The 13,215-nt window shown below is 41.7% G+C and carries 14 protein-coding genes; 1 reads left to right on the top strand and 13 read right to left on the bottom strand.

Annotation, left to right across the window (positions count from 1 at the left end):
* Positions 1-4: 4 nt before the first annotated feature.
* Complete coding sequence (locus ASU35_RS06145) at positions 5-853, bottom strand: energy-coupling factor transporter ATPase (protein ID WP_058352167.1); 849 nt, start codon at positions 851-853, stop codon at positions 5-7.
* Positions 854-1,564: 711 nt separating this feature from the next.
* Between ASU35_RS06145 and ASU35_RS06140 the strand changes: the two genes are divergently transcribed.
* Positions 1,565-2,143: a DJ-1/PfpI family protein gene (locus tag ASU35_RS06140; RefSeq protein ID WP_058352166.1), complete on the top strand. Its 579-nt coding sequence runs from the start codon at positions 1,565-1,567 to the stop codon at positions 2,141-2,143.
* A 144-nt stretch (positions 2,144-2,287) separates the two neighbouring features.
* Here the strand turns inward: ASU35_RS06140 and ASU35_RS06135 are convergent, their stop codons facing one another.
* The 12 genes from ASU35_RS06135 to ASU35_RS06080 all read right to left on the bottom strand — a co-directional run bounded on the left by ASU35_RS06135 (position 2,288) and on the right by ASU35_RS06080 (position 13,210).
* On the bottom strand, positions 2,288-2,824 hold the full coding sequence (locus tag ASU35_RS06135; protein ID WP_058352165.1) for a bL17 family ribosomal protein: 537 nt from the start codon (positions 2,822-2,824) through the stop codon (positions 2,288-2,290).
* Positions 2,825-2,841: 17 nt separating this feature from the next.
* Positions 2,842-3,804: a DNA-directed RNA polymerase subunit alpha gene (locus ASU35_RS06130; protein WP_058352164.1), complete on the bottom strand. Its 963-nt coding sequence runs from the start codon at positions 3,802-3,804 to the stop codon at positions 2,842-2,844.
* 38 nt (positions 3,805-3,842) lie between these two features.
* Positions 3,843-4,439 (bottom strand): 30S ribosomal protein S4, encoded by a 597-nt coding sequence (rpsD, locus tag ASU35_RS06125; RefSeq protein WP_058352163.1) that lies wholly within the window; start codon positions 4,437-4,439, stop codon positions 3,843-3,845.
* Positions 4,440-4,463: 24 nt separating this feature from the next.
* Positions 4,464-4,859, bottom strand: coding sequence for a 30S ribosomal protein S11 (rpsK, locus tag ASU35_RS06120; RefSeq protein WP_058352162.1), 396 nt, complete (start codon positions 4,857-4,859; stop codon positions 4,464-4,466).
* A 17-nt stretch (positions 4,860-4,876) separates the two neighbouring features.
* Positions 4,877-5,245, bottom strand: coding sequence for a 30S ribosomal protein S13 (gene rpsM, locus ASU35_RS06115; RefSeq protein WP_058352161.1), 369 nt, complete (start codon positions 5,243-5,245; stop codon positions 4,877-4,879).
* A gap of 324 nt (positions 5,246-5,569) precedes the next feature.
* Positions 5,570-5,683 (bottom strand): 50S ribosomal protein L36, encoded by a 114-nt coding sequence (gene rpmJ, locus ASU35_RS06110; protein ID WP_003497809.1) that lies wholly within the window; start codon positions 5,681-5,683, stop codon positions 5,570-5,572.
* A gap of 73 nt (positions 5,684-5,756) precedes the next feature.
* Positions 5,757-5,972 (bottom strand): hypothetical protein, encoded by a 216-nt coding sequence (locus tag ASU35_RS06105; RefSeq protein ID WP_058352160.1) that lies wholly within the window; start codon positions 5,970-5,972, stop codon positions 5,757-5,759.
* A gap of 13 nt (positions 5,973-5,985) precedes the next feature.
* Positions 5,986-7,371, bottom strand: coding sequence for an oligopeptide/dipeptide ABC transporter ATP-binding protein (locus ASU35_RS20905; protein WP_058352159.1), 1,386 nt, complete (start codon positions 7,369-7,371; stop codon positions 5,986-5,988).
* Position 7,372: 1 nt separating this feature from the next.
* Complete coding sequence (locus ASU35_RS06095) at positions 7,373-8,353, bottom strand: ABC transporter ATP-binding protein (protein WP_058352158.1); 981 nt, start codon at positions 8,351-8,353, stop codon at positions 7,373-7,375.
* A gap of 14 nt (positions 8,354-8,367) precedes the next feature.
* Complete coding sequence (locus tag ASU35_RS06090) at positions 8,368-10,188, bottom strand: ABC transporter permease subunit (protein WP_242861211.1); 1,821 nt, start codon at positions 10,186-10,188, stop codon at positions 8,368-8,370.
* A gap of 13 nt (positions 10,189-10,201) precedes the next feature.
* Positions 10,202-11,188 carry an ABC transporter permease gene (locus tag ASU35_RS06085; RefSeq protein ID WP_058352157.1) on the bottom strand — a complete coding sequence of 329 codons (987 nt, stop codon included), beginning with the start codon at positions 11,186-11,188 and terminating at the stop codon, positions 10,202-10,204.
* Between the two features lie 156 nt (positions 11,189-11,344).
* Positions 11,345-13,210, bottom strand: a complete 1,866-nt coding sequence (locus ASU35_RS06080; protein ID WP_058352156.1) for an ABC transporter substrate-binding protein — start codon at positions 13,208-13,210, stop codon at positions 11,345-11,347.
* Between the last annotated feature and the right edge of the window lie 5 nt (positions 13,211-13,215).

The raw sequence follows: 13,215 nt of genomic DNA, 5'->3' as shown, positions 1-13,215 counted from the left end.
TTTTCTATAGCCCTGTTATTTCCTCTACCAGCTCATCAATGCTCAAGATACCCCCCTTTATCGGAAGTCCTTTTTTCCGTAGCTCATGAGCCAACAAGGTTACCTGAGGCACATCCAGGCGGTACTGCTTTAAAAGCTCTACCTGGGAAAATACCTCTCTTGGGGTTCCCTGCATTACAACCTTTCCATCATCCATGACAATGACCCGGTCTGCATGGATAACCTCCTCCATATAATGAGTGATTAAAATAATTGTAACATTTTCCTGCTGATTTAACTGCCGTATCGTGCGGATAACCTCTTTTCGACCATTTGGGTCCAGCATGGCTGTCGGCTCATCCAGAACAATACATTCCGGCTTCATAGCCATAATACCAGCAATCGCTACTCTTTGCTTTTGTCCACCGGACAGCCGGTTTGGAGAATGAGTCCGGTATTCGTACATGCCAACTGCCTTTAAGCTCTCCTCCACCCGCCGCCAGATTTCCTCTGTCGGCACACCGATATTTTCCAGTCCAAAGCCTACATCCTCTTCCACTACATTTGCAATAATCTGGTTATCCGGGTTCTGGAATACCATCCCTGCTGTCTGCCGGACATCCCATAGATTCTCCTCCTCACGGGTATCCATACCACCGACCCAGACAGTCCCCTCTGTCGGCATTAAAATTGCATTCAGATGCTTTGCCAATGTGGACTTTCCTGAACCATTATGCCCCAGAATGGCAACAAATTCTCCCTTTTCTACAGAAACATCTACCTCATCAATCGCCCGGTTGATGCCTTCCACATTTCCTTCTTCATCCCGACGTATATATTCAAATACCAATTTCTTTGTATCTACAATTCCCATCTAAATCGAACCTTTCTACAGGAGCTAGTGTAGCTTAAGAAAGTCTCTGGCTTCCTAAGCTGAACGGTCTCAAATTTCTTTTTCTATTCTAGCCGATTTTATAAAAAATGTAAAGTAATATAATACCCAAGTCCTGTATTTTTCATTTCCGGAAGGGAATACTTGAAAAAGTCATCTGCATATGCTATAATGCAGATAGACAAAGAACGATGCTATTTCAAGTAAGTACAAAACGAAAACCCCGGAGTTGCCGCTCCGGGGTTTTCTCTAGGCTAATTGTCACTATTGTTACTGTCTAGCCATTTGCAGATAAGGTGACAAGCCACACCTGCTGCGACAGCAAAAAAGAATGATGCTATTTTTTCCAAGTAAGCACCCCCTTCCTGTTGCCAGTATGGGGTGTGACAACAAAATGTATTTTATCATATTTTTTTACGTTTTGCAATTCATTTTATCTCTTGACTTTACTTATTGCCATTGATAAAATGATAATAAAAAGAGAAGAAAGGCACATTATGTGATAGGTGATGAAATGATTTTCTAATCTGATTTGGCGAAATAACACACAAATATTAGCCTGCTAGCAGGTTTATTTTGTTGCCGAATTAGATTATAGCATTCTGCCTTTTATAATTAATAAAGGTTTTTTTGTGTATAAATCTGTTTTCGGCAATGAAGACAGATTTTTTGTTAATTTAGGAGGTATTTATTATGAAAGCAACTGCAATTCTAATTTATAATGAGTTCTGTAATTTTGAAATAAGCGTTCTCCTGGAAATTTTGGCACTTTCTCAAAAGCCGATTGTTGTATTTGCAAAAGATAAACAAGCTGTACGGAGCGAAGAGGGGATTACCATTTTGCCTGATAAAAGTATTCATGAACTGGATTTAGAAAATTATGATAGCCTGGTATTACCCGGAGCAGTTGATATCCGGGAAGCCATTGAAAATGAAAACATACTTGAATTTATCCGCAAATTTAACAAAGAAAGTATTATAATTGGTGCCATTTCTGTTGCTCCTCTTCTCCTTTTAAAATCTGGAGTTATGGGTAACAGAAAATTCTTAGCTGGAGTAGCGAAAGAAGATCTATATGAAGAAGGCTTTACATCTGCAGATTTAAAAAATATGATTGACTGGGAAGAAAATTTAAAAAATCCGGTGCCCGAAGGTTACATTCTCTCTGACCGCATTATCACCGCCGTTTCCTATGATTTTATTCGTTGGGGTGTTGCCTTTGGAAGACTTTTGGGCATTGACATCGGTGCTGAAAATTTCGGATTAAAATAGTGCCATGCACCCTCGAAAACACTTCGTGTTTCCTCGGGCACGGGCTTCGCCCTATATTCGTAAATAGAAAAAGAGAGTTGCCCGAATGCAAGCATTCGCAACTCTCTTTCCTATTTACTCATGCATGGCTCATTGCCAACGTGACTATACTAACTCGATGAGTACTTCCATAGCTGCATCACCTTTACGAGGTCCGATCTTTACGATACGGGTATATCCACCGTTACGGTCAGCATACTTTGGAGCGATTTCGTCAAATAATTTCTGTGCAACATCAACAGTCTTGGTATTTTTCTTCTTACCAGCACCAGCAGCTGGAACTTCCTTTACTGTGTAAAGAACTCTGTTCATCTGCTTTCTTGCATGAAGACGGCTTGCACTGTCCTTCTTGATTTCCTTCTGAACTTCATCATAAACGGTAACCTTCTTACCGTCTACAACTTCTTTTAATCTCTTGCCGTCTTTATCTTTACGAGCAACCTTTGCAGTCACTGTAACAGTCTCAAAATTGTCTTTTTCTCTCACAGCTAAAGCAATTAAGTGCTCCGCAATTCTGCGGATTTCCTTTGCCTTTGCTTCGGTAGTAACAATTTTACCGTTTTCCAGTAAAGCAGTTACCTGGTTACGAAGCAGTGCTTTTCTCTGGCTGGATGTTCTGCTAAGTTTTCTATAGCCTGCCATTTTCTTGACCTCCTGTATTATTGATCGTCACCCAGGTTAAGAGATAACCCAAGCTCTTTTAATTTGGAAAGGACTTCTTCTAATGACTTACGGCCCAGGTTACGAACCTTCATCATATCCTCAGAAGTTCTATTGGTTAATTCTTCAACAGTATTGATACCGGCTCTCTTTAAACAGTTGTAGGAACGAACGGAAAGCTCCAGCTCGTCAATGTTCATCTCGAGAACCTTCTCCTTCTCATTATCTTCCTTCTCTACCATAACCTCAGCGGTCTTAGCATTCTCTGATAAATCGATAAAGGAGTTCAGATGCTCACTCAGTACCTTAGCAGCAAGGCTGACAGCCTCATCTGGCTCTAATGTACCATTGGTGAATACATCTAAAGTAAGCTTATCATAGTCAGTAATCTGACCAACACGAGTGTTCTGAACGGTTAAATTAACACGCTCAACCGGTGTATAAATGGAGTCGATTGGAATAACGCCGATTGGAAGGTCGTCATTCTTATTCTTATCCGCACTGATGTATCCACGACCCTTGTTAATCGTAAGCTCCATATATAATTTACAATCAGAGCCACCGCTTAATGTAGCGATAACCTGCTCCGGATTTAAAATTTCAATATCCGGGTCTACCTGAATGTCTCCTGCTGTAATAACACCTTCGCCCTCGAACTCAATGTACGCAGTCTTAGGCTCATTCGTCTCACTTGTATTCTTAATTGCCAGACTCTTAATGTTCATGATAATCTCAGTTACATCTTCCTTTACTCCAGGAATTGCACTGAACTCATGAACTACGCCTTCAATCTTAACCTGACTTACTGCACTGCCTGGCAAGGATGACAGCATAATTCTTCTTAAAGAATTACCCAAAGTTGTACCATAGCCTCTTTCGAGGGGTTCTACTACAAAACGTCCGTATTTTTTATCTTCAGAAATTTCTGCGATCTCTATTTTCGGTTTTTCAAAATCAAACACTACTGGACCCTCCTTTTGGGATTATTCTTTTTTATTAATTACTTACTGTATAACTCGACGATAAGCACCTCATTAACAGGAACATCAATCTGGTCTCTGGTTGGAATTTCCTTAACAACACCAGAAAGCTTCTCCTGATCAGCCTCTAACCAGCCAGGAACAAGTCTTCCACCAGTTACCTCTAAGATATCCTTATATCTCTGAGCGGATTTGAATTTCTCCTTGATTTCGATAACGTCGCCAGCCTTTACCTCGTAGGAAGGAATGTTGATCTGCTTGCCGTTTACTAAAACATGCTTATGGTCAACAATCTGTCTAGCTTCTTTTCTGGTACGTGCAAAGCCAAGACGGAATAATACATTATCCAGTCTTAACTCAAGTAAAATCATTAAGTTTTCACCAGTTGTACCATATTTTAACTTCTGAGCCTTAGCAAAGTTGTTGCGGAAAGGCTTCTCTAAAACACCATAAATGAATTTAGCTTTCTGCTTTTCTCTTAACTGTAAGCCATACTCGCTCATCTTCTTGTTTGCTCTTGCAGTTGAACGGTTTGACTTCTTATCAAGTCCTAAATATACAGGATCAAGTCCGAGTGCCCGACATCTTTTCAGGACTGGAGTTCTATCTACTGCCATTTTAATTTACCTCCTAATTAATGATTACACACGTCTACGTTTTGGTGGTCTACATCCGTTATGTGGAACTGGAGTAACATCCTTGATACTGGTTACTTCGATACCACATGCCTGAAGAGCACGGATAGCTGCTTCACGTCCTGAACCAGGACCCTTAACCATAACCTCAACGGACTTTAATCCGTGTGGAATTGCTGCCTTTGCTGCTGTCTCAGCTGCCATCTGTGCAGCGTAAGGAGTAGATTTTCTGGAGCCTCTGAATCCTAATCCACCTGCACTAGCCCAAGAAAGGGCATTACCTTCTGCATCTGTCAGCGTAACGATTGTATTATTAAAAGATGACTGAATATGTGCTTGTCCACGATCGACATTCTTCTTAACACGTCTTTTTGTCACTTTCTTTGCTACCTTTTTAGCCATGATGACAAAACCTCCTATTATTTCTTCTTATTAGCTACAGTACGCTTAGGACCTTTTCTTGTTCTAGCGTTTGTTTTTGTCTTCTGTCCACGAACAGGAAGACCCTTTCTGTGACGAATTCCTCTATAACATCCGATTTCCTGTAATCTCTTGATGTTCATAGCGATTTCTCTACGAAGATCACCCTCTACCATCTGGGTTTCATCAATTACATCACGAATTCTTCCTACTTCCTCATCTGTCAAATCCTTTACACGAGTGTCAGGATTCACATTAGCAGCAGCAAGAATACGGTTAGCACTTACTCTACCAATACCGTAGATATAAGTCAGACCGATTTCAACACGTTTCTCTCTTGGTAAATCTACACCACTAATACGAGCCATTGTGTTCTACCTCCGTTAATTTTAAAGTTAATAAGTAATAATAATGATTATGCAATGAAACAACCTATCCCGGCGTATCGGGTAAGCATCTCACCACATCAGCCGCTTTAAACCATGATGCAGACAGCAAAATGCTGTGGCACTGAAAAGTCGTGATAATGACACGCTCTTCAAGACGGGTAATCACTCCGTCCACAGTATCACATTAATACTACTATAATAAGTAGCTGTTGTAACACAAAAAGCAAGAACTATTCTCTATTCAAATACGCAAGAAAAGCCAAAGCAGGTCTCACCTCTTTGGTTTTCCTATATCGAAATATATTAGCCTTGTCTTTGTTTGTGTTTTGGGTTCTCACAGATTACTCTGATGCTTCCCTTTCTTTTAATGATTTTGCACTTCTCGCAAATCGGTTTTACAGAAGACCTTACTTTCATTGAAATCTCTCCTTTCGCAAAAGTCCATTTTCTATTGTAGCATAAATAAAGTCAAATTGCAAGCACTTTTTTTCTAGTGAAAGAAGAAAAAGTAACCGATTACACCCAAAACAGCCAGTACTACCAAAGCAACCGGAACGATTACGATGAAAGCAGATAAAAGCATCGCAAACAGATCGCCCTTTTCCAGCGGCATTTCAGGTAAATCCTGTACCTTTCCTTCCTCCTCTTCTCTGTGCTTTTCTATAAAATGTTTAAAAGCCCGGTCTATTTTACCTTGAAAAATCATAGGCTCCCATCCCTTATCTCATATGGTGGCATGCCACAAAATGCCCCTCAGAGATTTCCTTAAATTCCGGTACTACCTGCTTGCAAATATCAGTGCAGTAACGGCACCGTGTGTGGAATTTGCAGCCGCTAGGCGGATTAATTGGGCTAGGAATATCTCCCTCCAAAATAATGGCATCCTTCTTTCCATTCGGATCTATTGTCGGAATCGCGGATAATAAGGCTTCCGTATACGGATGTGCCGGGTGGCGGAAAAGCTCCTCTGTTTCACAAAGCTCCACCATGGTTCCCAGGTACATAACACCAACACGATCACTAATATATTTGATAACACTTAAGTCATGTGAAATAAACAAATATGTCAGATTATCCTTTTCCTTTAGGTCTAACAAAAGATTGATAATCTGGGACTGGATCGATACATCCAGAGCGGAAACCGCCTCATCACAAACCACAAATTTCGGCTTTACTGCCAAAGAGCGGGCAATACCGATACGCTGTCTCTGTCCACCAGAGAACTGATGTGGGTACCGGTGGATGAAATATGGTGCCAGACCACAGTCCTCCATAACCTTCAATACATATTCCTGCATATTCTCGTCATTCTTTTCAAACATTTCATGGGCTTTGAGGCCTTCCCCAATAATCTGGCCTACAGTCATACGAGGATTCAGGGAGGAATATGGATCCTGAAAGATAAGCTGCACATCCCGTCTTAAGTGACGCATTTCCTCTTCGGTCAATCTGGCAAGATTAATACCATCATCTACATAGGACTCATACAGTTCAAAGTCAGGATTAGAACGATTTGCATCCTTTAAGGCTTTAATCTTGTCTTCACATTCCTTAACCTCTGCATCTCTTTTTTCCACACCTGCACGATATTTCTTAAGGTACACCTGGGAAACCTCATCCAGATTAGCTGCAGTATAGAGACCACCAATCAGAGCAGTAATGTCTTTTAACTCGTTGTCAGCATCTCTCTCTGCTTCATTTACTTTATTTAAAAGGATATTTTTTTCTTCTCCCTCTTCCATGGCCTCGTACTGGCTGCGAAGCTCCTTTGCCTTTTCCTGCAGCTTTTCACAATTATCATGGTGAGCTTTTAAGTTCTTGAAAATATCCTCAACATACTTTGGTGCAACCTCTTCCATAGTTCTTCCGTAATAAATACTACGGCCTGCTGTCTGTGGATACAGCTGTAAAAGAGTACGTCCAAAGGTGGACTTTCCACAGCCACTCTCTCCTACCAGACCAAAGGTCTCGCCCTCGTAAATATCAAGAGAGATACCATCGTTGGCTCTTACATATTTCTGTTCTTTACCGAATTTCTTTTTTCCAACCGGAAACCACTGCTTTAAGCCTGTGATTTTAAATAACAGCTTTTTATCCTCTGCCATCTTATCTCTCTCCTTTCTTCGGATAGAAGCACCGAACCTTCTGATTTTCCGCTACTTCAACCAGCTTCGGTTCTTCCTCACGACATTTATCTGTGGCATACTTACAACGCGGAGCAAATTTACAGCCCTTTGGCAAATCCAAAGGATGAGGCACAGCTCCCGGAATCGCATCCAATCTGATACCTGCTGGTGTATCCAGTCTTGGGATGGAATATAACAGTCCCTCTGTGTACGGATGCATATACTCATTGTCATCAAAAATCTTTTCTACCGGTGCCATCTCTACAACCTGTCCACAGTACATAACCGCTACATCATCTGCCATTTCATTAATAACTCCCAGGTCATGGGTAATAAACAAAATGGAGGTTCCAATCCTATCCTTCAGCTCATTCATCAGCCTTAAAATCTGTGCCTGGATAGTAACATCCAAAGCTGTAGTAGGCTCATCAGCAATCAGAAGCTTTGGCTGGCAGGCCAGTGCCATGGCAATCATAACACGCTGACGCATACCGCCGGACAGCTGATGGGGATACTGCTTTGCAACGGCTTCCGGATTTGGTATTTTTACTGCAGACAGCATTTCTACTACCTTTTCGGCTGCCTGCTTCTTAGTCATATTCTGATGAATAATAAATGGCTCACTTACCTGTCTTTCAATGGTGAAGATAGGATTTAAGCTGGTCATCGGCTCCTGGAAAATAACAGATATATCATTTCCACGGATTTTACACATATCATTGATAGACACATCTGCCAGATTCTGTCCATCGAAGGTAATCTCACCGCTGTCGATGTAGCCATTTCCATCCAGAAGCTTTAAGATACTCATCGCAGATACGGACTTTCCACTACCGCTCTCTCCTACGATACCCAGTGTCTTACCTGCCTCTACAGAATAGGATACATCATTTACAGCCCTTACAATTCCTCTTTTTGTTCTGAAAAAAGTATGAAGATTTTTTAATTCTAATAATGGCATTTTCCTGACTCCTCCTATTTCTCATTTGACTTCGGGTCAATTGCATCACGAAGTCCGTCTCCAATGGTGTTAATGCAGATTACACAGATACTTAACAGAATAGCCGGGAATACCCATCTCCACCAGTAGTTCTGGATAACTACAGAGTCAACACAGCCAAACAGCATATTTCCCCAGGTAGGATTCGGAAGCTGAACGCCAAATCCCAAGAAGGAAAGACTCGCTTCTGTCAACATACAGGTCGCAAAATCTAAGGTTGCTGTTACAATAATAACAGAAATAACGTTTGGAATAATATGCTTAAATACGATATTGCTTTTCTTTACACCCATGGCTCTCGCTGCGGTAACAAATTCCTTTTCTCTCTCTGCCAGCACCTGGGCACGCACCAGTCTCGCCAGCTGAGGCCAGGAAAGTACACCTAAAATAACCATGATAATTGTAATTCGTAAGCCTTCCGGCACCTTAGGTCCAATAATTGTTGATAAAATCATCGCAAACGGAAGGAACGGTATCGCCGTAAATACCTCGGTAATACGCTGCAGCACCAAATCCACCTTGCCTCCAAAGAAGCCGGAAATACCACCAACAATAATACCGATAATCGTTGAGATAATAACCGCTACGGCACCTACAGTCATCGTCATACGGCCGCCATTGACAATACGCTCCAATACGTCACGGCCCAGTTCATCACTACCCAGTGCATAACCCTTTAAGCCCCAGGTCACAACCTTGTCTGCCTTGACTGCATAATTCTGATAATAACCACCATAAATAGCAGCTACACCACTCTGGGCAGAGCCAGGAACCTTAGTCTGTCCCATCTTATTGTCTCCCCAGGAATATGCTCTTCCAGTATCTGTCAATACCGTATAATGGTAACGCCCACCTACAATCGCTACTGCCTTGCCATCCATCTCAGGCACATCAGCCAGTCCCTGCTTGGTATTTCCCCAAACAACAACAGAGCCATCCTCCTTTACAACAGCCGCAGTTGCTGCAGTTGCTGCGATATCTACAACACCACTCAGTGCCTCATCCGGAATCCTGGATACAGCACTCTTTTCTGCACCCAGATGCTTAGCCGCACCACTCTTAGTAAGTGCCACTGCCGTGTCGGCACTGGTAGCTACCTTTACAATATCCTTATCCTGTGTTCTTTTCTTAACCTTAATATCATTTATATTTTCATTACCCCAGACATAGAGGTAACCATCCTCAGCAACTGCCAGTGTAATCTGGTAGCCTGCTGCAATCTGCACAATCTTTCCATGACGGCCGATATCATCTGGAATATCCAGCTGGCCTAAACGTCCGTTCCCCCAGGCAAATACCTCACCATTTTCATTCAGGGCTACAGCGTGGTCATAGCCAGCAGAAACCTGAACTACCTTACCCATATCTGATGGAATATTCTTAAGATCGATTTTTTTGCTGACTCTTGTTTTTCCCCAGGTATAGACCTTACCGTTAGCATCAGCACCTACACCAAAGGAAGCCCCATTAGAAATACTTACCGGATTCTTCTTCATCTCCGAAGGGAGCTTCATCATATCCAGACCCGGTGCAATATTTTTCTGAGTACCCTCCTGATAGGCAAGGTTAATCGGCATAAAAAGCGGTCCGATTAATACAAACAAAAAGATTAATAAAAATCCAGTTACTGCAGTCATCGCCAGACGGTTCGCCTTAAAATTAGCTACAACAGTACGGAACGGACTCTGCATCTGCTCTTCTTCAAATATATCCAGCTCTTTTTTATTCACTCCAAATAACTTTTTAAACATCAGGAAAAAAGAGCTTTTTTTCTTTGTGTTATTTTCTGTACTCATTTTGCTCTCCTTCCTACTTATTTACTCTGATACGAGGATCAACGATACCATAGCTTAAATCGATAATCAAATTACCTACCAGGCTAATGATAACATAAAACATCTGCATTGCCAGGGCAACGTCATAATCCTGGTTCATAAGACCGGTATAATAAAGCTTTCCGAGACCATTCAGGGCAAACATCGTCTCAATAATAATAGAACCACTGAAAATACTTAAGAACCACCCAATAATCAGGGTAATAACAGGAAGCAGTGCATTTCTCCAGGCATGAGAGTAAATAACCACCTTTTCCTTCAGACCCTTTGCTCTCGCTGTACGAATGTAATCCATACGCAAAGCGTCAATCATAGCTGCACGGACATAACGGGTCATACCTCCCAGGGAAGCAATCGTCATTACAAACAGCGGCAGAGCTAAATAATACATCCTATCCAGAAAAAATTCAACGGCATTTCCCTGGAAATTCGGGGAATTCATTCCATTTACCGGAAACCACCGCAAAAGTACAGCAAATACATATATACTTAAAAGTGCAATGACGAAGGACGGCACACTGTAGCCGACAATCGTTCCAACCTGCACTGCATTGTCAAATTTGGAGAATTTCTTTACGGCACAGTGAATACCCAACGGTATCGTAATTACCAGTGCCAGAACAGTCGCAAAAATATTAATAAATAACGTATTTAATAAAGGATCCTTTACTACCTTAATAACATCCTGACGGTAGAAGGTAGAATATCCCAAATCACCTCTTAATAGATTTCCCATCCATTTTCCATAACGAATCGGCAGAGGGTCATCCAATCCCAGATTATCTCTGGCCCTCTGATAGGCCGCTTCAAATTGCTCCGCTGATACCTTTCCCTTTAACGGAGCTACCTGTGTCAATGCCCGGTCGCCTGGTATTGCATTATAGAGACCGAACATAATCATGGAGATTAAAAAGAAAACTCCGATGATATAGACAATTCTTTTCCCAATGTATCTTAACATATTACACCTGCTTTCTATTTTTTATTCATTTTATTTAGAATGCTATTTGCCACACTCACAGATAGCATTCTAAATAGAATGAAATATCAGTGTTGGGGCTGCTGTAAGTCACCTGTGCAGCAGCCCCAACACTGATATGGCGTTTATGCGTTCTAATTACTCTTCAATCCACATATAAACGATCTGCTTGGACATATCCCAGATGTCGTTCTTGCCCTCTGCTCCCTTAACCTTAGTTAAGAAAAAGTCATGGTACTCATTAGAGTACAGAGGAAGGTTAGGCAGTAATTCGTTGAATCTCTGCTGGAACTGAACCCATGTTGCAAGATAGGTCTCATCATCGCCTTCTTCAATAATATTTAAGTCTGCAGCTAACTTTGCAAGCTGTTCATCTGCAATACGGTTGTAGTTATAGCTTCCGTTAATCTCCCACTGCTCAGCAATATCAAAAGGAACAGAGAAGCCTTCACCCATGTTAAACATGTTGTAATCATCTTTGTCATTGTGATAAGCTTCCAGTAACTCACTGAAGGTTACTACGTTCTGGTTGATTTCCATACCTACTTCTGCTACATCAGGGTTCTTCTCTAACATGGTGACCAGTAAGTCAGATACAGAGTTGTTCTCAGAAGAGCACCACTTGATAGAAAGTGGCATAAGCTTTCCGTCAACCTCTTTGTAACGAAGACCGGTTCCACTGTATGGATTACCATCCTTATCCAGGGTCCAGCCACCCTCCTCCAGAACCTTAACAGCCTCATCCTTGCTGTAATTGTATGCATTTAATTCTGCAACCTGGTCTGCTGCATCCTCCACCATCCACTGGCTGTTTCCATACATACCATTTACAACACCGCCATGACCGCCGGTAAAGGTCTTTGCAAACTCATTTCTGTCAAGTAAGTAAGCAATTGCCTGACGAACCTCAGTAAACTGAGTAGGACCTATATTACACTTAAAGATTAACTGGCCATAACCATTACGAGGATAGCTGATGTAGTCATGAGTACCTACTTCAACCATATCAAGACCTGCGTTGATTTCTTTGCCGTCAGATGTCTGCAGCAGATAGTCAACGCTGCCGGTCTTAATCTCATCCATCATAGTATCCTGTGGTGTATACTTAATGATAACAGTCTCAATCTGAGCCTTACATCCTTCAAAGTTTCCTACATAATTAGGATTTGCCTTTAAGGTATAGCTGTAAGCACTCTTATCATAGTTATCGAACATATACGCTCCGCAGGAAGCTGTAGGATTCCATCTCTCAGCCTCTACGGTATCCTTAATATACTCTGCTGTAAACTTGTCATTGAACTTAGCACCATTTTCAGTCTCTATAATCTCAACATCCTCTGGTACCCAGCCTGGCATATACATAGGTCCTATCGTTGCAAGATGTCTTCCATAAAAGAATGGAAGCTTATCGGCTCTTACTGTTAAGGAGAACTGATAATCTCCTAACAGGTGAATACCTCTTAAGGTATCCGTCTCACCTGCCATATATTCGTCAATACCATCAATATACTGTACATCAAAAATAGCATTTCCTGCCTGTAAATCTGTAGCAACAACCGGACTTCCTAAAAACAATGCCTTAAATACATACTGCTCTGCAGTAATCGGCTCACCATTTGACCACTTTAAGTCATCCTTAATTGTGTAGGTGTAGGTTTTGGAGCCGTCCTCATTTTCAGTTTCCTGAGGCTCCTCTGCCAATACATTCATATTAAAGATATATTCTTCATCTTTTGTCATGATTACAGTGTCAGCACCAGTGTCAACCATCTTGTAAGCATCATAATCTGAGCTACTATTTGACCAGAATGGTGTAATATCACCGCTTGTTTCACTGGAACTTCCAATGATAATCTGTCCGGCTGGCTCTCTTTTAGCATCCTCAGCAGGTGCTTCTGTCTGAGCCGCTGGTGTCTGCACTGGTGCTTCGCCCTTAGAGCCACATCCAGCTACGGAAAGACCCATTACAAGAGTCATACCGAGTGCGATAAGTTTCTTTTTCATAATCT

The organism is Acetivibrio ethanolgignens (assembly GCF_001461035.1).
Taxonomy (GTDB): domain Bacteria; phylum Bacillota; class Clostridia; order Lachnospirales; family Lachnospiraceae; genus Velocimicrobium; species Velocimicrobium ethanolgignens.
The sequence above is the reverse complement of the archived record's forward strand: the minus strand, read 5'-3'. Positions and strand labels throughout refer to the sequence as shown.